We start from the raw sequence: 20,086 nt of genomic DNA, 5'->3' as shown, positions 1-20,086 counted from the left end.
CACGGGTTATAGCGATGAGCGACAAGAAGGCCAGCAACCAGATGTGGGGCGGACGTTTTGCCTCGGGTCCGGCCGCGATCATGGAAGCGATCAACGCGTCGATTTCGTTCGACCGCAAACTCTATGCCCAAGACATAAGAGGTTCGATCGCCCACAGCGAGATGTTGGCTGAAACGGGCATTATTTCGGCGGCCGATCAAGAAAAAATCGCTCACGGGCTGAACACGATCCTGAAAGAGATCGAGGCCGGCACGTTCGAGTTCTCGACCCGGCTGGAAGACATTCACATGAACATCGAGGCCCGCCTTGCCGACCTGATCGGCCCGGCCGCCGGCCGCCTGCACACGGCGCGGTCACGCAACGACCAGGTGGCGGTGGATCTCCGGCTCTGGGTCAAGGACGAGTGCTTTCGCGTCGCCGAGGCGCTGAAGGGGCTGATCTCAGCCCTGCTCGACCGCGCCGAGGAGCATGCGGCGACCGTGATGCCCGGCTTCACCCACATGCAGGCGGCGCAGCCGGTGACCTTCGGCCACCATTGCATGGCCTATGTCGAGATGTTTTCGCGCGACCTGTCGCGCGTCCGCGACGCCATCGATCGGATGGATGAAAGCCCGCTCGGCGCGGCAGCGCTTGCCGGCACCAGTTTTCCGATCGATCGCCACAAGACCGCCAAGGCGCTCGGCTTCCGCGAGCCGATGCGCAATTCCCTGGACAGCGTCTCCGACCGCGATTTCGCGCTGGAGTTTTTGAGCCTGGTGGCGATCTCCGCCACGCATCTGTCGCGGCTCGCCGAAGAAATCATCATCTGGTCGACGCCGCAATTCGGCTTTGTCAGACTGTCGGACAGTTTCTCCACCGGCTCCTCAATCATGCCGCAGAAGAAGAACCCGGACGCCGCCGAACTGGTGCGCGGCAAGACCGGCCGCGTCACCGGCCATCTCGTCGGGCTGCTGACGGTGATGAAGGGCATGCCGCTGACCTATGGCAAGGACATGCAGGAAGACAAGGAATCGGTCTTCGACGCCGCCGAGACGCTCGATCTGATGCTGGCGGCGATGACCGGCATGGTGCGCGACATGACGGTCAATGCCGCCGCCATGAAGAAGGCCGCCAGCTCGGGCCACGCGACCGCGACCGACCTCGCCGACTGGCTGGTGCGAACGCTGGGCCTGCCCTTCCGTGAGGCACACCATGTCACCGGCCGCGCGGTGGCGGTGGCCGAAGAGAAGAAGGTGAGCCTTGAAAAGCTGTCGCTGGAAGATCTGCAGTCGATCAACCCCGGCATCACGGCAGACATCTTCTCGGTTCTGGCGGTGCAGAATTCGGTGAAGAGCCGCACCAGTTTCGGCGGCACGGCGCCGTCGGAGGTCAGGAAGCAGATCCGCAGCTGGAAAAAGCGCATCGCCAAGGCATGATGCCGGGGTGCAATGCGCCTAAAACTCGGTTAAAAGCGCAGCACATAAAGTTTCGGACGGATGGATCGATGACCGCAAGCAGGATTTTGGTGACGCTGACGCTGCTGACGGCGATGGCTGCCGTGACCGCTTGCGGCCGTAAGGCCGGTCTCGACACGCCCTATGAAGCGGCCGTCCAGGCCCGCAAGGACGCCGAGCGCGCCAAACAGCCGGTGCCGCCGGAGCCGGAAAAACCGGTCGTGGACAAGAAGTTCATCCTCGACCCGCTGATCTAGAGCCGATGAGACCGGCTTGGTCTTTCTGGCCAGGTCTCGTGCTCCAACTTCCGGAAACACTCTCGTGAACCATTTCGATTACCGCGACGGCGTGCTCCATGCCGAGAACGTGGCGATACCAGACATCGCCGCAAGCGTCGGCACGCCGTTCTATTGTTATTCGACGGCAACCTTGACGAGGCACTACCGGGTGTTCGCCGGGGCCTTTGCCGGGCTCGACACGCTGGTCTGTTACGCCTTGAAGGCGAATTCCAACCAGGCGGTGCTGCGAACGCTGGCAAAGCTCGGCGCCGGCGCCGACACCGTCTCGGAAGGCGAAATGCGCCGCGCGCTCGCCGCCGGCATCCCGGCCAGCAAGATCGTATTCTCGGGCGTCGGCAAGACCGCGCGCGAGATGGATTTTGCGCTCGAGGCCGGCATTCTCTGCTTCAATGTCGAATCCGAGCCGGAGCTGGAGTTGCTGTCGGCCCGCGCCACCGCGCTCGGCAAGGTGGCGCCGGTCTCGCTGCGCATCAACCCGGATGTCGACGCCAGGACGCACAGGAAGATCTCCACCGGAAAGGCCGAGAACAAGTTCGGCATTCCATGGCAAAGGGCGCGCCAGGTCTATGCCCGCGCGGCCGGTTTGCCGGGCACCAAGCCCATCGGCATCGATACCCATATCGGCAGCCAGATCACCGAGTTGCAGCCCTTTGACGATGCTTTCGCGCTTCTGGCGGAACTGGTCGGCGCGCTGCGCGCCGATGGCCACGCCGTCGAGCATGTCGATCTCGGCGGCGGCCTCGGCATCCCCTACCGCACCGACAACAGCCCGCCGCCTCTGCCCGATGCCTATGCCGAGATCGTCAGGAAGCACCTGACAAAGCTTGGAGTGAAGGTGATGTTCGAGCCGGGCCGGCTGATCGTCGGCAATGCCGGCATCCTGGTCTCGGAAGTGATCTTCGTGAAGGAAGGCGACGCCAAGAACTTCCTCGTCGTCGACGCCGCCATGAACGATCTGATCCGGCCGACGCTCTACGATGCCTTCCACGACATCAAGCCGGTGGTGCAGCCGCCGGCCGACACGCCGCGCATGGCGGTCGACGTCGTCGGCCCGGTCTGCGAGACCGGCGACTATCTCGGCCTCGACCGTGACCTGCCCCGGCTCAAGTCTGGCGACCTCATTGCCGTCACCACCGCCGGCGCCTATGGCGCGGTGCAATCCGGCACCTACAACACAAGGCTGCTGGTGCCTGAGGTTCTGGTCGACGGCGACCGTTTCCATGTCGTACGCCGGCGCCAGACCTATGACGAGCTGATCGGCCTGGATTCGGTGCCCGACTGGCTTGCATAGGAGCCGCCACGGCGGCTGCGCTACAGCCGGTTTTGGATGAGCATCCTTGTGTCGGCGATCCTGTCCTCGTCGCGGCGGTAGAACGTCCATTGCTTGATGCGCTTGGGGCGCAGCAGGCCCGCCTGGGTAAGCACGCGCATATGTTCGGAGAGCGTCGCCTGAGTAATGCCGAGCTTCTCCGCGATCAGCAGCGCGCAAACGCCGTCCTCGACCAGATCGCCGTCTGCCTGGGCCGGGAAATGCGCCTGCGGATCCTTCAGCCAGTCGAGGATCTGCAGCCTGCGTTCATTGGCGATCGCCTTGAAGATTTCAACCTCTTGCATTTAGCCATTTTGCCAAGTTACTAATTGCTGTCAATCCCAAGGAGATGGTCATGACGAACGGCAACACCGTCACGCGCGAACGCATCGCCGCGATGGAACCGCGCATCCGCCCCTATATCAGGCACACGCCGGTGCTGCGCGTCGACATGGCCGATTTCGACCGGCCGCCGCTGGCGGTCGACCTCAAGCTCGAATGCCTGCAGCATTCCGGCTCGTTCAAGGCGCGCGGCGCCTTCACCAATCTGCTCGAACGGCCGGTGCCTGCGGCCGGCGTCGTCGCCGCATCGGGCGGCAATCATGGCGCCGCGGTCGCCTATGCCGCCATGCGGCTTGGCCACAAGGCGACGATCTTCGTTCCCGAAGTCAGCCCACCGGCCAAGCTGCAGCGCATCCGCGGCTACGGCGCCGAACTGATCGTCGGCGGCGCCCGCTATGCCGAGGCGCTGGCCGCCAGCGAGGCTTTTGCCGAAAAGACCGGGGCGCTGCAAATCCATGCCTTCAACCAGGAGGAAACATTGGTCGGCCAGGGCACGCTTGGCCTCGAAATCGAAAACGATCTGCCCGACATCGACACGCTGCTGGTCGCTGTCGGCGGCGGCGGCCTGATCGGCGGCATCGCCGCCTGGTTTGCCGGCCGCATCAGGATCATCGCCATCGAGCCCGAAGGCGCGCCGACGCTGCATCACGCCTTCGAAGCCGGCCACCCCGTCGATGCGCCGGCCGAAGGCGTTGCCGCCGATTCGCTGGCGCCCAAGCGCGTCGGCGAGATGATGTTCCCGATCGCCGAGGCTTTTGTCGAGCGCTCCATTCTGGTCACCGACGACGCCATCATTGCCGCGCAGAAGGCGCTGTGGGAGCGGGTGCGTATCATCGCCGAGCCGGGTGGGGCCGCTGCCTTTGCGGCTCTCTTGTCCGGCCGCTACACCCCGGCGCCGGGCAAACGGATCGCGGTCCTGGTATGCGGCTCGAACACCGATCCCACGAAATTCTAAACCTTGCTGCGACTGAAGTGGGACGCAAACCCGCCAAAGCTTTTCAAGTTTTCCGGAACCGCCTCGCCTTTGCCGTGTTTGCTGGTAAACTTCTGCTTGTTGAGTCCGGGCTATCCCGCCCGGGCAGGAAGGGCCAATGACGGAACGCCCCATTTCCAGTGGCGATCGCAGCCTGGCCGGGCGGCTTGCCCTGAGCCGGCTGGCGACACGGGTCTCGATGACGGTCGAGCGCGGCTGGCCGCTGCTTCTGCCGCTGCTCATCATCGCCAGCCTGTTTCTCAGCCTCTCCTGGCTCGGCCTTTTCCCCCGGCTGCCTGACATTGCGCGCATTATCCTGGTCACTGCGTTCGGTATTGCCACGCTGGCGGCGCTCTATCCGCTGCGTTTCTTCAAGCTTCCATCCGCCGCTGAAATCGACCGCCGTATCGAGGCCGCCAACCAGCTGCAGCACAGCCCGGTGCTGGTGCAGACCGACCGTCCCAGCGGCAAGGAAAGCATCTTTTCCCAGGCGTTGTGGCGCGAACACCAAAAGCGCATGGCCGACAAGCTCGGCAGCCTTGGCGCCGACCTGCCGCGTACCCGCGTGCCGGAGCGCGATCCGTGGGCATTGCGTGCCGTGGCGGCGCTGCTGTTGGTCACCGCTTTTGCCTTTTCCTTCGGACCGTCCGGCGGCAGGCTGTCCGATGGTTTCAGTGCCCATGCGGCGCGCGACATCGTACCGCCGCGCATCGATGCCTGGGTGACCCCGCCGGCCTACACCGGCAAGCCGCCCATCTTCTTGACCGCGCCAGTCATCGATGGCAACGCCAAGCAGGCGGTTGCCACCTTCACCGTGCCGCAAGGCAGCGACGTCTCGCTGCGCGTGACCGGCGGCTCCGGCGAGGAAACGCTAAGCTTTGCCGACAAGGGCGGCAATGCTCGCGCCATCGACCCGTCGGGACCACAGGTGGCGGCCGTCAAGGCAGCGGCGGTCAACCCCGCGACCCCCAAGCTGCGCCAGTTCACCGGCAAGCTGACCGCCGACGGCACGCTGACGCTGAAGTCGGGCGAAGCCGATCTCGGTCGCTGGGCCTTCGCGGTGATCCCCGACAAGCCGCCGACGATCCGCTTCGTCGGCGAGCCCAAGCGCGCCGTCAACGGCGCCTTCGAGCTCAACTACCAGATCGACGACGACTATGGCGCGGCCACCGCCAAGGCGGTTTTCGCGCTGGCCGATCCGGCGGCGCCCGATGCGCATCCGCTCTACGGTCCGCCTGACCTGCCGCTGGCGCTGCCGCGCCGCGGCGGCAAGGCGAACGCCGCCAAGACCACCAAGGACCTCACCGAGCACGTCTGGGCCGGCGCCAGCATCAAGCTGTCGCTTGTCGCCACCGACGATGCCGGACACACCGCGACCAGCGAGACCAAGACTATTGTGATGCCGGAGCGGCCCTTCGCCAACCCGCTGGCGCGGGCGGTGGTCGAGCAGCGCCGCCTGCTGGCGCTCGACGCCAATGCCAAGCCGCGCGTGCTCGACCTGATGGACGCCATCACGCTGCGGCCCGAGGACACGTTCGACAACATGTCGCATTACCTCGCCATCATGAGCGCCCGCAGCCGGCTGAAGATGTCGGACAGCGACGATCAGTTGCGCAACGAGGTTGCCTATCTCTGGGAAATCGCGCTCGGCATCGAGGAAGGCAATCTCTCGTCCGCCGAAAAGCGGCTCCGCCAGGCCCAGCAGGCGCTGCAGGACGCCATCAAGCGCGGCGCCAGCGACGAAGAGATCGAAAAGGCGATGAAGGAACTGCGCGAGGCGATGAACGAATTCCTGCAGGAATTCGCCGAGCGCGCCAAGCAGAACCCGAACGCGCCGCAGATGCAGCAGAATGGTCGCGAGCTGCGGCAGAGTGATATCGACCGCATGATGGACCAGATCGAGAACCTGGCGAAGTCGGGCGACCGCGACAAGGCGCAGGAGCTGCTGTCGCAGCTGGAAAACATGATGAACAACCTGCAGGCCGGCCGTCAGCAGCAGGGCGGCGAGCAGGACAGCGAGATGCGCCAGCAGATGGACAAGCTGGGCGAGATCATGCGCCGCCAGCAGGAGATGATGAACGACACCTACCGCATGGACCAGATGCAGCGCGGAGATAATCAGCAGCCCGGCGAAGGCAATGGCGACGACCCGGACCAGCCGGGCGTCGGCAAGGATCGCGATCCTCTCGCCCGGCCGAAGTCGATGACACCGCAGGAATTCGCCGATGCGATGAAGCAGCTGCAGGAAGGCCAGGGCCAGTTGCAGAGCGAACTCGACAAGCTGAAGAAGGGCCTGGAAGGCATGGGCATGCAGCCCAATGAGGGGTTTGGCGACGCTGGCAAATCCATGGGCAACGCCGAAAAGTCGCTTGGCGAAGGCGAAGGCGACCAGGCAGTCGGCCACCAGGGTCGCGCGCTGGAAGCGCTGCGCAAGGGCGCCAAGGAGATGATGAAGCAGCTGCAGGCGATGCAGGGCGACCAGGGCGGCAGCCAGGAAGGCGGCCGCCAACAGGACGCCGGCCGCGATCCGCTGGGCCGACCGCGCGCCAGCCGCGGACCCGATTTCGGCGATTCGGTGAAGGTGCCCGACGAGATCGACGTGCAGCGCGCCCGCCAGATTCTCGAGGCGATTCGCAAGCGGCTCGGCAACGCGCTCAGCCCCGACATCGAGCGCAGCTACCTCGAGCGGCTGCTGGAGCTGAAGTAGCCTCCAAGGCAACATCCGTCGAACTGAATGGTATCAGCGCCATGCCGAAACTCGGTGCCGTCACGCCCATCCTGCGCATCTTCGACATCGCCAAGGCACGCGAATTCTATGTCGACTTTCTCGGCTTCAAGGTCGAGTTCGAGCACCGCTTCGACGACAATGCGCCGCTCTACATGGGTGTAATCCGCGACGGCTGTGTCCTGCATCTGAGCGAACATCATGGCGACGGCGCGCCGGGTATAGCCATGCGCATCAAGGTCGAGGACATCGCGGCATTGCACCGCGAACTGATCGGCAAGAGATACCGCTACGCCCGGCCGGGCCTCGAAACCACGTCGTGGCAGACCCGTGAAGTGTCGGTCGGCGACCCCTTCGGCAATCGGCTGCATTTCTACGAGGATGCGGCAGGCTAAGCCGGCCGGTTGACGAACGCCTCGCGTATTGCTTCCTGCATGCCGTCGATCGCCTCGCCTGAGGCATTGGGGTTGCGATGCATCACCACATTCGAGGAATCGATGTGGCCGAACCCGTCCGCGGCGGTGAGCTCGCGGCAGCCATCCGGAATATTGCTGTGCGAGATCGGCGCGATCGCCAGGCCAGAGGTGACGGCGAGCTTCAGGCCGCCGGTGGTGTCGCTGGTATAGGCGACACGGTAGGCCAGCCCACGCTGCTCAAGCGATTTGATGGCAAAGTCCTTGCACCAGCCGGCCCGGTTGTAGAGCGCGATCGGCACCGGCCGCTCCTCATGCATGTGATGCAGGCTCGATGTCACCCACACGGTCGGATCGTGCATCAGCACCTCGCCGCCGGAAGGATCCTGCCATTCGAACACCACGGCGAGGTCGAGTTCACCGGCCGCCAACGCTGCCAGCTGGGCGCCCGAATGTGCATAGCGCACGGTGACCTCGACCTTGGTGTGACGCTTCGAGAAGGCGCCGAGCGCGCGCGACAGGATGGCGTGACCATATTCCTCGGGAATGCCGATGCGCACAGGCCCGCCAAGCGGTGCCGCCGCCATCGATGCCGCCGTCTCGTCGAGCAGAGAGACGATGCGGCGGGCATTGACGATCAGCTCGCCGCCACGGCGCGTCAGCGCCACGCCGCGCGAGCCGCGTTCGAACAGGCTGTCGCCGACCAGCTCCTCGAGCTTCTTCATCTGCATCGACACCGCCGACTGGGTGCGCCCGGCCTGCTCCGCCGCCCGGGTGAAATTGCCCGCTTCGGCAATGGCGACGAAGGTGCGCAGGAGATCGCTGTCGAGGGGTGGCCGCATCGAATCCGTCATAAGCAAATTTGATCGCTGGTATCATTCCAATTCGTTTGCAACATGTCAAACGCCGCAGCATAGTCCGCTCGCCCATTGGATATGCCGCCGCGAAATCGGCTGCGGACCAATCAAAGAGTCCTCACTCATACCCGCTGCCCGAAACGGTAGCGGGTTCTTTTTACCCCATGGCCGGGCGGCTGCGGGCAGTTAAGGCAAGGGCCGGCAGAACAACATGCGCAACCGGATCGTTCTCGGCATCATCAGCCTGTGCCTTGGCGTGCTGGTGTTCTCGCTCCAGGACCCGCTGGTCAAGGCGGTGTCGGCCGGCTATCCCGTGACCGAGGTGATGTGGATCCGCTCGATCGTCGCTTTGCCGATCCTGATCTTTCTCGTTCGCGCCGACGTCGGCCTGCGGGCCATCGCCTCGAAGCGGTTCGGCCTGCTGACGATACGCGCCTTCATCCAGTTCTCCTCCTATACGGTTTACTATCTGGCGATCGCTGCCTTGCCGCTCGCCGACGCGGTGGCGCTCTATTTCATGGCGCCCCTGTTCATCATGGCGATAGCCGGGCCCTATCTCGGCGAGCGGGTATCCTGGCAGGCTCTCGCCACCGTGCTGATCGGCATGCTGGGCGTGGTCGTGATGCTGCGCCCGGGCGCCGGCCTGTTCGACTGGGCGGCGCTGCTTTCGTTGGGCTCGGCTTTGCTCTACGGCTTTTCACAGCTGATGGCGCGCAAGATCGGCGACACCGAATCCTCCACCGTCATGGCCTTCTACCAGAACGGCGCCTATCTGGTCGGCGCCGCTGCGGTTGCCGGCACATTCTGGCTTGCCGGCATAACCCATGCTGTCCACCCCAGCCTCGAATTCCTGGTGCGGCCGTGGGTCTGGCCGACGACCCCGGATTTCCTCAAGATGGCGGCCTGCGGCTTCGTCGCTTCGGCCGGCATGATTCTGCTGTCGCAGGCCTACAGGCTGGCGCCCGCCAACCGCGTCGCCACCTTCGAATACACCGGGATTATCTGGTCGCCGCTGTGGGGCTTCCTGTTCTTCGACGAGGTGCCGCGCTCGACCACCGCCATCGGTGCGGCGCTGATCATCGGCGCCGGTCTGCTGGCGCTCAACACCGAACGGCGCCGGAGCGCTGCGCCTGTCCTCGCCGCGTCTCAGGATGCCGCCTGAAGCGTGTCAGGCGAAGCAGGCGAGCGCCTGGTCGACCCGCGAGCGGATTTCGGCCAGCGTGAAAGGCTTTTGCACGACGTCGATAATGATGCCGTTCAATTCCTCGGCGCGCTCGCGCTGGTCGGCATAGCCGGTCATCAGCAGGATCTTCATGTCAGGGAAAAGCCTGGCTGCGGCGATCGCCATCTCGATGCCATCCATTTCCGGCATGCGGATATCGGAGACGACGAGGTCGTAACCGCCGCCTGCAGCACTGACCATCGCCAGCCCCTGCGCGCCGTCGGCGGCGATATCGATCGAGTGCCCGGCGCGTTCGAGCGCGCGGGCGGCGAGGGTGCGGACGGACTCATCGTCCTCGACGATCAGAAGCTTTGCCATGGGCCGGAATTTGGCGGGCAAAAGTTGACTTTTTCTGAAAATTTGAAGCGTCGGGGGCCTTTTCTCAGGCATCGCCTTTGACGACACCGACAAACGGCAGTTCGCGAAAAGCGTGAGCGACGTCCATGCCGTAGCCGACGACGAAGTAATCGGGACAGTCGAAGCCGACATAGTCGGCGTTCAGCTCGGTCTGGCGGCGCATGCGCTTGTCCAACAGCACCGCGATGGCGCAGCTTTTGGCGCCGCGCGACAGCATCAGGTTGCGGGTGAAGGAGAGCGTCTTGCCCGACTCCAGGATATCGTCGATCAGCAGCACGTCGCGACCGGCGACCTCATTGTCGATGTCGCGCAGCACCCTCACCTCGCCGCTGGTGGTGCCGGCGCCATAGCTGGAAATGAAGATGAACTCGACCTCGGGCGACAGCCCGACATCGTGCATGGCGCGGATCAAATCGGCGGCGAAGATGAACGAGCCCTTCAGCACCGAAATCACCAGCAGGTCGTGATAGTCGTGCTCGGCGATCTCCTTGGCGAGTTCGAGATTGCGCCGCGCGATCGCGGACGCCGAAAACAGGACCTCGATGTCCTTGCCGCGCACAACTGGCATCAACAACCTTTCCAGAGAACCGACTAGCCGGCGAAGGTGACCGCCACGGCCTTGACGCCGTTTCTAGGCACATCGAGGCGGCTGGAAAAGCCGAATCTTTCGCCGGGCGCCAGAGAACGGTTGGATGTCCCCAGAGTATAACGGGTGATGCGGCTGTCATTGCCGGTGACACGTATCTCCAGCGGCGGCAATTGTCCCGCCTTCAAACCGTCATTGACGGCCTCGCCATCCACGAACAGCACCGGGGCGGGTCCTGAGGCGTCGACACGCGACGTGACGCCGGCAATGCTGAGTACGGCGCCCTCCGGCTGTTCGACTGACCAGAACGGCGTCTGGCGCACCAGCGCATGGCCACCCGAGACCCAGAAGGCGGCAAGCGCCGCACCGATGCCGGCAATCCAGAAGATCGGCCCGCCACGCGATGCCGGCCCCCCGGCTGACGCATCTGATTTGCGCAGCATCTCCATGCCTTCCATCGACGGCGTCGCGACGTCGCGCGCCGGCGTCGGCATGGCTTCTATCAGTGGGATCAGCTGCGGCAGCACCTCATAATCCGCATCGACGATGTCGGTCGCCACAGGACGCGATTCCGGTGCGACACTTGTCCCGGTCATGATTTCGCCGGAAACCGGGCGCGCGGTTCGTTGCTCAGCCATCATGGCCCCGCTGTTGCCTCTTCGTTTCTTTTGCGTAAATGGAAATGGTTAACGCTTCCCCACCGGAACCCTTGTGACGCATTCAACAACAGCGAAAATTAACCGACGGTTAACCATGGCGGCCGATGGTCGTTGGACAGAAAGGGTTGGCACGCCGCCGCCACACACCTCAGGTCGTCGCACGTGATCCGCTTCGAAAATGTCGGCCTTCGCTATGGCATGGGTCCGGAAATCCTCCGCGACATCTCCCTGCACATTCCGGAGAGCTCCTTCCAGTTCCTGAGCGGGCCCTCGGGCGCCGGCAAGACGACGCTGCTGCGCCTTCTGTTCATGTCGCTGAAGCCGACACGCGGGCTGATCACCATCTTCGGCAAGGACCGCTCGCGCATCTCGCGCGCTGAACTGCCGCATCTCAGGCGCCGCATCGGCGTGGTGTTCCAGGATTTCCGCCTGCTCGACCACATGACCACCTATGAGAATGTCGCTCTGCCGCTGCGCGTGCGCGGCCGCGAGGAAGCGAGCTACCGCACCGACGTCACCGAACTTTTGAAATGGGTCGGCCTGGGCGAGCGCATGCATGTGCTGCCGCCGGTCCTTTCGGGCGGCGAAAAGCAGCGCGCGGCAATCGCTCGGGCCTTGATCGAACAGCCCGAAATCCTGCTTGCCGACGAGCCGACCGGCAATGTCGACCCGCCGCTGGCGCGCCGGTTGCTCAGGCTGTTCATTGAGCTCAACCGGCTCGGCACCGCGGTGGTGATCGCCACTCACGATCTCGGCCTGATGGAGCAGGTCGACGCGCGCCGCATGATCCTGGCCGGCGGAAGGCTGGATATTTATGACTGAGCTATCGGCCGAACAGCTGCATGAAGACGCCGCCGAGCCCGCAACGACGACGCAGCGCGTCCAGCGCCGCATGGCGCCGATCGTGCCGGCGCAGAATATTGCCGGCCGCGCCTTGGTGCTGGTCATCGCCATCATGACCTTCCTGTCCTGCCTGACTTTCGGCGCCGTCACGCTGGTGCGCGACACTGCCTCGGTCTGGGAAAACCAGATCTCGCGCGAGGCGACGATTCAGATCAAGCCGGTCGACGGCCTCGACATGGAGGCAGCCCTTGCCCAGGCCTCGCAGATCGTCGGCGAATTCCCCGGCGTGAAGGAAACCCGGATCATCGATCGCGACGCCACCGCGCGCCTTTTGGAGCCATGGCTGGGCTCGGGCCTGAATATCGACGAATTGCCGGTGCCGCGCCTGATCATCGTCACCATCGACGAGACCAGCCCGCCCGACTTCAGCGCCATCCGTGCGGCGCTCACGCCCAAGCTGCCGAGTGCTTCGCTCGACGATCACCGTACATGGGTCGACCGGCTGGTCGCCATGGCCCGCACCACGGTCACCATCGGCATCGCCGTGCTGGTCCTGATGCTGTCGGCGACGGTGCTGACCGTAGTGTTTGCGACGCGCGGCGCCATGGCGGGTAACGGCCATATCATCGAAGTGCTGCATTTCGTCGGCGCCGAGGCGCGCTTCATCGCGCGCGAATTCCGCTGGCATTTCCTGGTCACCGGGATGAAGGGCGCGGCCGCCGGCGGCGCAGCCGCGATCCTGGTTTTCATCGTCTTTTCCTGGTGGTCGTCGCGCAACATGGCAACGCCGCAGGCCGACCAGGCCACCGCTTTGTTCGGCAATTTCGCCATCGGATCGGCAGGCTATCTCGGCGTCGGCCTGATGGTGCTGGTGATCGGCGGACTGACGGCGGCGACCTCGCACGCCACCGTCGTCGCCTATCTCAGCGACATCGATGTCCGCCAGCCGGATGCGGGGTGACCCGTGAGGGCAGAAGCGAAAACAGTTCGGGGGCAAGGACAGGAATGGAAGGGACGATCACGGATCGAAAACCGACGTAACGCAATGTGCGCTTTTTTCCTTACCAAAAAGGCATTTCAGGATTAACCATAGGATGATGAACGCGCGGGAGTCGACCGGAACGGCTGGACAGATGCCAGTGGTGCGTTTGCGTGTGCGTACCGGGCTGGGCCGTTTGCGCACCGCCCTGCGTCTCGCCTCCCTCTGTCTACTGCTGCTGGTGGCCCTGTTTGCCGGTGGCTTCGGCTGGTTCGCCAGCAAGGTCAGCCACATGACGACCCCGACCAACCCGGCCAAGGCCGATGCGATCATCGTCTTGACCGGCGGTCAGGCCCGCCTCGACGCAGCACTCGATCTGCTTGCCTCCGGCAAGGGCGAGCGGCTGCTGATCTCAGGCGTGCATCCCTCTGCCAGCCGCCGCCAATTGCAGGCTGCTACCGGCGGCGACAAGGCGCTGTTTTCCTGCTGTGTCGACATCGACCGCGCCGCGCTCGACACGATCGGCAATGCCGAGGAAAGCGCTAAATGGGTGGAGAGCCACGCCTATGGCAGCGTCATCCTCGTCACCAACAATTACCACATGCCGCGCAGCCTGCTCGAGATGGGCCGCCTGCTGCATGGCGCCAGGCTTGAACCCTATCCGGTGGTCAACACCAATCTGGACAATGGCGACTGGCTGACCAAGCCGGAAGCGCTACGCGTGCTTCTGACCGAATACAGCAAATACCTGCTGGCGCTTGCGCGCGGCGTCGTCCCGGTCCGCCAGACCGCCGACAGCGTCGCACTGGCCGAGGTTTCGACCGCCAAGGACTAAAGCAATTCCAGGAAAAGTGTGTAGCGGTTTTCCCGGGAAAAGCACGTACGCTTTCCCTTGGGAATTGCGTCCAGACAGACGACTCTGACGGCGCTCGATTACCCCTTGGCCGTGCCGTCTTCCGCGCCACGCAGCCGCGCAATCTCCTGTTCGAGGCTTTCAATCCGCTTGTCGCGTTCGGCGAGTGCGGCCGCGACATCGGCGGCCTCGAATCGCTGCGGAATGTGTTGCGGGCAATTGGCATCCCAGGCCGAGACGGTGAACAAGATGACCTGCTCGGGGCGCGCCTTGTAGTCCTGCGGCATCAGCCTTGCCAGAAGATCGGCATCGTCCTCGACGACGCGCGCCGTGCCCCAGATCTTGACGCGCTGGCGATGCGCATAGTCGATCAGGAACAGGAATGCCTGGTTGTTGTCGGCGAGATTCCCTTGCGTGATGAACTGCCTGTTCCCGGAGAAATCGGCGAAGCCGATGGTCTTTTCGTCCAGCACCTTGAGGAAGCCGGCTGGCCCGCCGCGATGCTGGATATAGGGCTGACCCTCGCCATTTGCGGTCGACAGGAAGACGCTGGTCTGCGCCGCGATGAAGTCGGCGAGGTCGGGCGTGATATGGGCGCGCCATCCGCCGCGCTCCTCGGCGCTGGCATAGCCCTTGCGCGAACCTTTGCGGGTCTGGATCGCCTTGACGGTCGGCGTGAAGGCGACATCGCTGGTGAAAGTATGAGCATTCATGGAAGCCTCCGCGAGGCCGAAACACGGCCATTGTACGCGAAGAGGTAGATCCTTCCATGTTTTGGATGTAGATGGCATAGTTGCAAGCTATCCTTCCAATTTCCGGAAGAAAGTATGGATCGTCTCGAAGCCATGTCGCTGTTCGTCGCCGCGGTGGAAGCGGGCAGCCTTTCCGCTGCCGGCCGCCATTTCGGCATTCCACTGGCAACGGTCAGCCGCAAGGTTTCCGACCTCGAAAAGCACCTTCAGGCGCGCCTGCTGAACCGTTCGACCCGGCAGCTCACGCTGACCGATGCCGGCCAGGTCTATCTCGCCGCCTGCCGCCGCATCCTCGGCGAGGTCGGCGAAGCCGAACGCACCGCTGCCGGCGAATACAGCACGCCGACCGGCGACCTGTTCATCACCGCGCCGGTCGTCTTTGGTCGCCTGCACGTGCTGCCTGTCGTCACCGAATTCCTGGCGGCTTATCCTCAAGTCAACATTCGCCTGACGCTGGCTGACCGGATAACCCAACTGGCGGAGGAACATCTCGACCTTGCCATCCGCATCGGCGAGCTTGCGCCTTCGAGCCTCATTGCCATCCGCGTCGGCGCGATCCGTCGCGTCGTGTGCGCCAGCCCCGCCTATATCGCCGCGCATGGCATGCCGCGGACGCCGGACGATCTGGCCGCGCATGAATGCATCAGTTTCGAAGGGCCTGCAGCGCTCGCCAGCTGGAGCTTTGCCGGCGACAAGGGCGAACTGATCGTGCCGATCCGCTCACGGCTGCGCGTCAACACGGCGGAAGCTGCAATCGATGCCGCGATTGCAGGCGCCGGGATGACGCGGGTGCTCTCCTACCAGATCGCGGACGCAGTACGTTCCGGCGTGCTCGTCCCGGTCTTGCGACCCTTCGAGCCGCAGCCGTGGCCGGTGAGCCTCGTCCATGCCGGCCAAGGCCTGCTGGCGGTGAAACTCAGGGCGTTCCTCGATTTCGCCGCTCCGCGGCTGAAGCAGCGGCTATTGCAGGCGACGTGGTGAGTTGAGACTGGCTTGAGTCAGTGGCGAGCCGGCCTATGTCAGGCCATTGCGGCGTTTCCTTTTTGCCCGCGCTTGGTGTAACCAACGCACACCTCCTCAACGGGCCCTTCCCCGCATGCTCTATATCCGCTCGCTGGCGTTCAACTTCGTCTTCTATGTCAATCTGATCGTCCAGATGGTCCTCTGGACCCCTTACTACTTCCTCTCGCCACGCCATCGCGCCTGGTTCGTGCCGAAATTCTGGTCGCGCACCAGCCTGTGGCTCTACGACAAGATCGCCGGCACCAGGAGCGACATCACCGGCGTCGAGAACCTGCCGGAGGGCTCTTTCATCCTGGCGCCGAAACACCAGTCGTTTTGGGACGCGATCGCTTTCTTTCCCTTCCTCCACGATCCGCTTTATATCCTGAAGCGCGAGCTGACCTGGATCCCCTTCTTCGGCTGGTACATCCTGAAGATGCGGATGATCCCGGTTCACCGCGGTAGCCGCTCCAAGGCGTTGAAGCAGGTCGTTGCATCGACAAAGCAGGAGATGGGGCGCAATCCGCGCCAGCTGATTATCTACCCCGAAGGCACGCGCCGAGCGCCAGGCGACGAGCCGGCTTACAAATACGGCATTGTCGAGCTCTATACGCAGCTTGGCGTCCCGGTGGTACCGGTCGCCCATGTCGCCGGCCTCTATTGGCCTCGCCGCAAATTCTTGCGCTTTCCCGGCACCATCAAGGCCCGCTTCCTGCCGCCGATTCCGCCCGGGCTCGGCAAAGACGAATTCATGGACCGGCTGATCGGCGATACGGAAGCCGCCTGCGACCAGCTGCTGATCGAGGCATCGCAGGCTCCTAACCCGCCGCAAATGCCGCCGACGGCGGTCAAGCGGCTGGCCGAACTCGCCGCGGCCGCCAAAGCAATTCCAGGAAAAGTGTGAGCGGTTTTTTCCGTCCTGAATCGCGCCAAAACAAAAAAGACCAAAGCTTGATCTCTTCTGCGGGCCGGCTCAAGGCCACGCCGCCAGCGCCGTTGTCAGCACCAGCGTCGCCGCGAAGGCCAGATTGATGATCCGCGACGCCAGCGGCTGGCGCAGGGTGCGGGCGAAGGCCGCGCCGGCCAGCAGCCACAGCACATGGATGGCTACGATCATCAGGGTGAGAACCGCCAGCCTGGCCGGGATGCCGAGAGCATCGGCGCCGGCTGCGGTCGCGGAGCCAGCAAGGACCGCAGCAATCGCCACATAGGCTTTCGGGTTGGCAACGGCGAGCAGGAAGCCGCCGAGGAAGGTCGGCAGAACCGCGCTGCTGTCACGCGCGGCCAGCGGCGGCGCTGTCGCTATTCTGTAGGCGAGGTAGAGAATATAGGCGGCGGAAGCGACCGCCAGCACTGGCGCTACGCCCGGCATCGAGGTGAGGATAGCCTTGATGCCGGTGGCCACCACCAGCAGCACCGCGACCGTGCCTAAAATGATCCCCGATGTGTAGTGAAGCGAATTGCGCAGGCCGAAGGCGGCCCCTATCGCCGTGACGCTGATCGTCGCCGGGCCAGGACTGCCCATTACGACGGTTGCCGCCAGCACCAGCGCCAGCAATTGCTGCCAGGGCTGCGCCTGCGAAAGAATGTCTGCGGCCATGCTGCCTCTTCTCCCAATAATGGAGAACAGTGTGGCAAGGCGGACAGCCGTCGTCTTGGACGATCGTGCCGAACCTGCGCGGCTAGGCGCTGGCCTTGTCCAGCGCCACGAGATCCTCCGCGCTGAGCTTCAGCGATGCGGCGCGCACCAGGCTGTCGACCTGGTCCAGCGTCGTGGCGCTGGCGATCGGCGCGGTGATGCCGGGCTGCGCCATCACCCAGGCGAGTGCTACTTCCGCCTGCTTGGCCGAATGGCGCGCCGCCACAGTGTCGAGTGCGGCCAGAATGCGCATGCCGCGCGCATTGAGATAAGCCTTCACGCCGCCGCCGCGTTCACTTTTGCCGAGATCGGCCTCGCTACGGTATTTGCCGCTCAAAAACCCCTTGGCGAGGCTGAAATAGGTGATGACGCCGATATCCTCGGCCACGCACAGATCATGCAGCGGCCCGTCGAAGGATGAGCGGTCGTAGAGATTGTATTCCGGCTGCAGCACGCTGTAGCGCGGCAGCCCGCGCAGGCTGGCAACATCGAGCGCGGCGCGCAGCTGGCCGGCGTCAAGATTCGAGGCGCCGATATGGCGGACCTTGCCGGCAGCGAGCAGCTTCTGGTAGGCGCCGAGCGTCTCTTCGTACGGCGTGGTCGGGTCCGGCCAGTGCGACAAATAGAGGTCGATCACATCGGTCTGCAGCCGCTCAAGCGACGCCTCGACCGCCCTTTCGATATGGGCAGCGGACAGATCCTTCTTGCCTTGTCCCATATCCGAGCCGACTTTGGTGATGACGATGATCTTGTCACGGTTGCCGCGGCTTTTCATCCATTTGCCGATGATGGCCTCGGACTCGCCGCCCGCGTGGCCCGGCACCCAGCGCGAATAGGCATCGGCCGTATCGATAGCGTTGAGGCCGGCGTCGCCGAACCGGTCGAGCAGGTCGAAGGAGGTCTTCTCGTCCGCGGTCCAGCCGAAGACATTGCCGCCCAGGACCAGCGGCGCGATGGAAAGGTCGGTTTGGCCGAGACGGCGTTTTTGCAAGACGGGGCTCCGTGGACTGGCGGCGGGCGACCCGAATGCTTCGGGCCGCAGCTAAGCTAGGTCTCGCCGCGCCGAGGTCAAAGGCCTCAGCCAATTTTTCCAGCGGGCCAGCGCTTCACAAAGGCGCGAGCGCTTCGCCTGCAGGCTCGCCGTGGTCTACCGGCTCACGAGGCGATCCGCTTCGCCACCTCTTCCAGCCAGTGGTCGCTGATACCCAGCGCCGCGAGATGCTGCAGCGTGTTGAGCACATAGTCCTCGTTGTTTCCGGACTGGCCGACGGCGCCACGGATAACACCTGCCGCATGCGCGGCATCGAGCCCGCCGGCATACTGCTCATGCTGGCGGTCGACGATATAGGCGACCGCTTTCACTCTCTCTCCCGCGGCCGCCCCATTCCCGTCGAGGCTGATATCGAGCACACGCTCGAGGTAGACGCTGGTCACCAATTCGCGCTCGCGCAGATAGGTCAGCACCTCATCGCGCAGCTCGCCGGGCACGCGAAACGCCAGCCCGATGCAGGAGCCGCCACGGTCGAGGCCTAGCACCAGGCCCGGCCGCTGGCGCGTGCCGCGATGCACGAAGGAATAGACGCACAGCGACCGGCGGTAGCCGTAAAGCCGCGCGCGCCGTGTCTCGACATGGGCGAATCCCGGTCGCCAGATCAGCGAGCCGTAGCCAAAAACCCAAAAATCGCCCATATCGCCAAGCCTGATTGCACGAGAGTGACGCCGCCGCATCGGAATCGGTGCTCTTCTGTTCTTTTTGCTTGTTGCGTAAGCCACAGTCCACCCGCAACACGCCCGCGTTAATGAAAGCCGCAGCATGACGTCAAGTGACGAGCGTCCGTCGAAGTTTCGCCGCCGGCTGATGTGGCTCGCTGCCTTGGTCGTTATGCTGTTCGGCGTCTACAGCGCGGTCTGGTTCTATGTCGCCGGTCGCGTCAGCAGCGAAGCCGACAAGGCGGTGGCCTCGCTCAAGGACAAAGGCATCGAGGCCGGCTGCGCCAACCTCACCGTCAGCGGCTACCCCCTGAGTTTTGCCATCTCCTGTGACAATCTGGCTTACGAGGACGACGCCAGGAACGTTGCCGCCTCGGCAGGCAGCTTCAACTTCGTTGCAGAGCTCATCCGGCCTTTGTCGCCTGCCGCCGAGTTGCGTGGGCCGCTGCGCACCTCGGTGCCGGGGATGGCGCCGCTATGGATCGACTGGGACAATCTGCAGGCCAATGCCAAGCTCTCCTGGCCCTTGCCACGCAGCATTTCGCTGCAGGCCGAGAGCTTGTCCGGCCAGACCGATCCGGCCGACGACACCGACCCGGTTTCACTGTTCAGCGCCGGAACCGCGGCGGGCGAGTTGCGACCCGACGGCCAGGACATCGGCTACGTCGGCAGCTTCACCGATCTTGAGATCGACGCCGACGCGATCGGCGGGCGCGTGCTGCCGCCGCTCGACGGCAGCGGCGACGCGACGCTGAAGAACGGCGTCGCGCTGATGAAGACGCAGGCCAGGAGCCTGCGCGGCCAGGCGGTCGGCATCCACAAGCTCGATCTGTCGTCGGGAACCGCGCGCATCACCGTCTCCGGCCCGGTGTCGGTCGACGCCAACGGCCAGGTCAATGCCGACCTGACGATCAAGCTGCAGGATCCCAAAGCCGTGGCGGCAATCCTCGCCACCGCAATCCCCGAGCAGAAGAGCCAGATCGAGCAAGGCTTTGCCGGTCTGGCGCTGCTCGGCAACGAACCGTCGATGCCGCTCAAGGTGGTGAAGGGCAAGGTCTCGCTCGGCTTCATTCCGCTGGGCAAGATCAAGCCGCTCGATTAGAGCAATTCCAGGAAAAGTGTGAGCGGTTTTC

The 20,086-nt window shown here is 64.3% G+C and carries 22 protein-coding genes; 13 read left to right on the top strand and 9 right to left on the bottom strand.

Features of this window, described 5'->3' with window-relative positions; genetic code table 11:
* Positions 1 to 14: 14 nt before the first annotated feature.
* From argH to lysA, 3 genes are all read left to right on the top strand, one after another.
* Positions 15 to 1,415 (top strand): argininosuccinate lyase, encoded by a 1,401-nt coding sequence (gene argH / locus NLY43_RS22235; protein WP_023711724.1) that lies wholly within the window; start codon positions 15 to 17, stop codon positions 1,413 to 1,415.
* 68 nt (positions 1,416 to 1,483) lie between these two features.
* Complete coding sequence (locus NLY43_RS22230) at positions 1,484 to 1,690, top strand: hypothetical protein (protein WP_023673325.1); 207 nt, start codon at positions 1,484 to 1,486, stop codon at positions 1,688 to 1,690.
* Positions 1,691 to 1,754: 64 nt separating this feature from the next.
* The gene (lysA, locus tag NLY43_RS22225; RefSeq protein ID WP_023711723.1) at positions 1,755 to 3,023 is read left to right on the top strand and encodes a diaminopimelate decarboxylase; all 1,269 of its coding nucleotides are present in this window, start codon (positions 1,755 to 1,757) and stop codon (positions 3,021 to 3,023) included.
* 20 nt (positions 3,024 to 3,043) lie between these two features.
* Here the strand turns inward: lysA and NLY43_RS22220 are convergent, their stop codons facing one another.
* Complete coding sequence (locus NLY43_RS22220; RefSeq protein ID WP_023673323.1) at positions 3,044 to 3,346, bottom strand: ArsR/SmtB family transcription factor; 303 nt, start codon at positions 3,344 to 3,346, stop codon at positions 3,044 to 3,046.
* A gap of 50 nt (positions 3,347 to 3,396) precedes the next feature.
* On the opposite strand from NLY43_RS22220, the gene NLY43_RS22215 reads away from it, so the two are divergent.
* The 3 genes from NLY43_RS22215 (at position 3,397) to NLY43_RS22205 (ending at position 7,476) form a co-directional block, all read left to right on the top strand.
* Positions 3,397 to 4,338, top strand: a complete 942-nt coding sequence (locus NLY43_RS22215) for a threonine/serine dehydratase (RefSeq protein ID WP_023711722.1) — start codon at positions 3,397 to 3,399, stop codon at positions 4,336 to 4,338.
* A gap of 136 nt (positions 4,339 to 4,474) precedes the next feature.
* Entirely contained in the window at positions 4,475 to 7,063 is a 2,589-nt protein-coding gene (locus NLY43_RS22210) for a TIGR02302 family protein (RefSeq protein WP_023711721.1), read from the top strand.
* A gap of 41 nt (positions 7,064 to 7,104) precedes the next feature.
* Positions 7,105 to 7,476 carry a glyoxalase superfamily protein gene (locus NLY43_RS22205; RefSeq protein ID WP_023698712.1) on the top strand — a complete coding sequence of 124 codons (372 nt, stop codon included), beginning with the start codon at positions 7,105 to 7,107 and terminating at the stop codon, positions 7,474 to 7,476.
* On the opposite strand, the gene NLY43_RS22200 is transcribed toward NLY43_RS22205, so the two are convergent.
* On the bottom strand, positions 7,473 to 8,336 hold the full coding sequence (locus NLY43_RS22200) for a LysR family transcriptional regulator (protein ID WP_023686706.1): 864 nt from the start codon (positions 8,334 to 8,336) through the stop codon (positions 7,473 to 7,475). The two genes, NLY43_RS22205 and NLY43_RS22200, sit on opposite strands and share 4 nt — an antisense overlap.
* A 226-nt stretch (positions 8,337 to 8,562) precedes the next feature.
* On the opposite strand from NLY43_RS22200, the gene NLY43_RS22195 reads away from it, so the two are divergent.
* Positions 8,563 to 9,513, top strand: a complete 951-nt coding sequence (locus NLY43_RS22195) for a DMT family transporter (RefSeq protein ID WP_023694029.1) — start codon at positions 8,563 to 8,565, stop codon at positions 9,511 to 9,513.
* 6 nt (positions 9,514 to 9,519) lie between these two features.
* On the opposite strand, the gene NLY43_RS22190 is transcribed toward NLY43_RS22195, so the two are convergent.
* From NLY43_RS22190 to NLY43_RS22180, 3 genes are all read right to left on the bottom strand, one after another.
* Positions 9,520 to 9,891: a response regulator gene (locus NLY43_RS22190; RefSeq protein WP_023673316.1), complete on the bottom strand. Its 372-nt coding sequence runs from the start codon at positions 9,889 to 9,891 to the stop codon at positions 9,520 to 9,522.
* A gap of 64 nt (positions 9,892 to 9,955) precedes the next feature.
* On the bottom strand, positions 9,956 to 10,498 hold the full coding sequence (gene hpt / locus NLY43_RS22185; RefSeq protein ID WP_023673315.1) for a hypoxanthine phosphoribosyltransferase: 543 nt from the start codon (positions 10,496 to 10,498) through the stop codon (positions 9,956 to 9,958).
* Between the two features lie 23 nt (positions 10,499 to 10,521).
* Complete coding sequence (locus NLY43_RS22180; protein WP_023711720.1) at positions 10,522 to 11,157, bottom strand: hypothetical protein; 636 nt, start codon at positions 11,155 to 11,157, stop codon at positions 10,522 to 10,524.
* Between the two features lie 180 nt (positions 11,158 to 11,337).
* On the opposite strand from NLY43_RS22180, the gene ftsE reads away from it, so the two are divergent.
* The 3 genes from ftsE (at position 11,338) to NLY43_RS22165 (ending at position 13,832) form a co-directional block, all read left to right on the top strand.
* A complete protein-coding gene (ftsE, locus tag NLY43_RS22175) occupies positions 11,338 to 11,997 on the top strand; it encodes a cell division ATP-binding protein FtsE (protein WP_023685344.1) in 660 nt (219 codons plus the stop codon).
* Positions 11,990 to 12,979 carry a cell division protein FtsX gene (locus NLY43_RS22170; RefSeq protein WP_023673312.1) on the top strand — a complete coding sequence of 330 codons (990 nt, stop codon included), beginning with the start codon at positions 11,990 to 11,992 and terminating at the stop codon, positions 12,977 to 12,979. The genes ftsE and NLY43_RS22170 overlap by 8 nt, the downstream gene beginning before the upstream one ends.
* Positions 12,980 to 13,112: 133 nt before the next feature.
* Positions 13,113 to 13,832: a YdcF family protein gene (locus NLY43_RS22165; protein ID WP_023673311.1), complete on the top strand. Its 720-nt coding sequence runs from the start codon at positions 13,113 to 13,115 to the stop codon at positions 13,830 to 13,832.
* 98 nt (positions 13,833 to 13,930) lie between these two features.
* Here the strand turns inward: NLY43_RS22165 and NLY43_RS22160 are convergent, their stop codons facing one another.
* Positions 13,931 to 14,563, bottom strand: coding sequence for a pyridoxamine 5'-phosphate oxidase family protein (locus tag NLY43_RS22160; RefSeq protein ID WP_023711719.1), 633 nt, complete (start codon positions 14,561 to 14,563; stop codon positions 13,931 to 13,933).
* 114 nt (positions 14,564 to 14,677) lie between these two features.
* Between NLY43_RS22160 and NLY43_RS22155 the strand changes: the two genes are divergently transcribed.
* Positions 14,678 to 15,583, top strand: a complete 906-nt coding sequence (locus tag NLY43_RS22155) for a LysR family transcriptional regulator (protein ID WP_023711718.1) — start codon at positions 14,678 to 14,680, stop codon at positions 15,581 to 15,583.
* 115 nt (positions 15,584 to 15,698) lie between these two features.
* Positions 15,699 to 16,508, top strand: coding sequence for a lysophospholipid acyltransferase family protein (locus tag NLY43_RS22150; protein WP_023673308.1), 810 nt, complete (start codon positions 15,699 to 15,701; stop codon positions 16,506 to 16,508).
* A gap of 69 nt (positions 16,509 to 16,577) precedes the next feature.
* Here the strand turns inward: NLY43_RS22150 and NLY43_RS22145 are convergent, their stop codons facing one another.
* The 3 genes from NLY43_RS22145 to NLY43_RS22135 form a co-directional block, all read right to left on the bottom strand.
* The gene (locus NLY43_RS22145) at positions 16,578 to 17,204 is read right to left on the bottom strand and encodes a LysE family translocator (protein WP_023698717.1); all 627 of its coding nucleotides are present in this window, start codon (positions 17,202 to 17,204) and stop codon (positions 16,578 to 16,580) included.
* 82 nt (positions 17,205 to 17,286) lie between these two features.
* The gene (locus NLY43_RS22140) at positions 17,287 to 18,234 is read right to left on the bottom strand and encodes an aldo/keto reductase (RefSeq protein WP_023711717.1); all 948 of its coding nucleotides are present in this window, start codon (positions 18,232 to 18,234) and stop codon (positions 17,287 to 17,289) included.
* A gap of 164 nt (positions 18,235 to 18,398) precedes the next feature.
* Positions 18,399 to 18,932 (bottom strand): gamma-glutamylcyclotransferase, encoded by a 534-nt coding sequence (locus NLY43_RS22135; protein WP_023711716.1) that lies wholly within the window; start codon positions 18,930 to 18,932, stop codon positions 18,399 to 18,401.
* A 124-nt stretch (positions 18,933 to 19,056) separates the two neighbouring features.
* On the opposite strand from NLY43_RS22135, the gene NLY43_RS22130 reads away from it, so the two are divergent.
* Positions 19,057 to 20,055, top strand: coding sequence for a DUF2125 domain-containing protein (locus NLY43_RS22130; protein ID WP_023694036.1), 999 nt, complete (start codon positions 19,057 to 19,059; stop codon positions 20,053 to 20,055).
* Positions 20,056 to 20,086: the final 31 nt, after the last annotated feature.

Source organism: Mesorhizobium sp. C416B, from assembly GCF_030323165.1.
Taxonomy (GTDB): Bacteria; Pseudomonadota; Alphaproteobacteria; order Rhizobiales; family Rhizobiaceae; genus Mesorhizobium.
This window is presented reverse-complemented; position numbering and strand designations above follow the sequence as displayed.

Bases quoted from the DNA above. Each gene is read 5' to 3' on its own strand.
- NLY43_RS22180 (WP_023711720.1), bottom strand. From the start codon at position 11,157: ATGATGGCTGAGCAACGAACCGCGCGCCCGGTTTCCGGCGAAATCATG.
- NLY43_RS22200 (WP_023686706.1), bottom strand. From the start codon at position 8,336: ATGCGGCCACCCCTCGACAGCGATCTCCTGCGCACCTTCGTCGCCATT.
- NLY43_RS22205 (WP_023698712.1), top strand. From the start codon at position 7,105: ATGCCGAAACTCGGTGCCGTCACGCCCATCCTGCGCATCTTCGACATC.
- NLY43_RS22170 (WP_023673312.1), top strand. From the start codon at position 11,990: ATGACTGAGCTATCGGCCGAACAGCTGCATGAAGACGCCGCCGAGCCC.
- NLY43_RS22230 (WP_023673325.1), top strand. From the start codon at position 1,484: ATGACCGCAAGCAGGATTTTGGTGACGCTGACGCTGCTGACGGCGATG.
- NLY43_RS22220 (WP_023673323.1), bottom strand. From the start codon at position 3,346: ATGCAAGAGGTTGAAATCTTCAAGGCGATCGCCAATGAACGCAGGCTG.
- NLY43_RS22210 (WP_023711721.1), top strand. From the start codon at position 4,475: ATGACGGAACGCCCCATTTCCAGTGGCGATCGCAGCCTGGCCGGGCGG.
- argH (WP_023711724.1), top strand. From the start codon at position 15: ATGAGCGACAAGAAGGCCAGCAACCAGATGTGGGGCGGACGTTTTGCC.
- NLY43_RS22145 (WP_023698717.1), bottom strand. From the start codon at position 17,204: ATGGCCGCAGACATTCTTTCGCAGGCGCAGCCCTGGCAGCAATTGCTG.
- NLY43_RS22155 (WP_023711718.1), top strand. From the start codon at position 14,678: ATGGATCGTCTCGAAGCCATGTCGCTGTTCGTCGCCGCGGTGGAAGCG.
- NLY43_RS22135 (WP_023711716.1), bottom strand. From the start codon at position 18,932: ATGGGCGATTTTTGGGTTTTTGGCTACGGCTCGCTGATCTGGCGACCG.
- hpt (WP_023673315.1), bottom strand. From the start codon at position 10,498: ATGCCAGTTGTGCGCGGCAAGGACATCGAGGTCCTGTTTTCGGCGTCC.
- NLY43_RS22195 (WP_023694029.1), top strand. From the start codon at position 8,563: ATGCGCAACCGGATCGTTCTCGGCATCATCAGCCTGTGCCTTGGCGTG.
- NLY43_RS22150 (WP_023673308.1), top strand. From the start codon at position 15,699: ATGCTCTATATCCGCTCGCTGGCGTTCAACTTCGTCTTCTATGTCAAT.
- NLY43_RS22165 (WP_023673311.1), top strand. From the start codon at position 13,113: ATGATGAACGCGCGGGAGTCGACCGGAACGGCTGGACAGATGCCAGTG.
- NLY43_RS22215 (WP_023711722.1), top strand. From the start codon at position 3,397: ATGACGAACGGCAACACCGTCACGCGCGAACGCATCGCCGCGATGGAA.
- NLY43_RS22160 (WP_023711719.1), bottom strand. From the start codon at position 14,563: ATGAATGCTCATACTTTCACCAGCGATGTCGCCTTCACGCCGACCGTC.
- NLY43_RS22190 (WP_023673316.1), bottom strand. From the start codon at position 9,891: ATGGCAAAGCTTCTGATCGTCGAGGACGATGAGTCCGTCCGCACCCTC.
- NLY43_RS22130 (WP_023694036.1), top strand. From the start codon at position 19,057: ATGACGTCAAGTGACGAGCGTCCGTCGAAGTTTCGCCGCCGGCTGATG.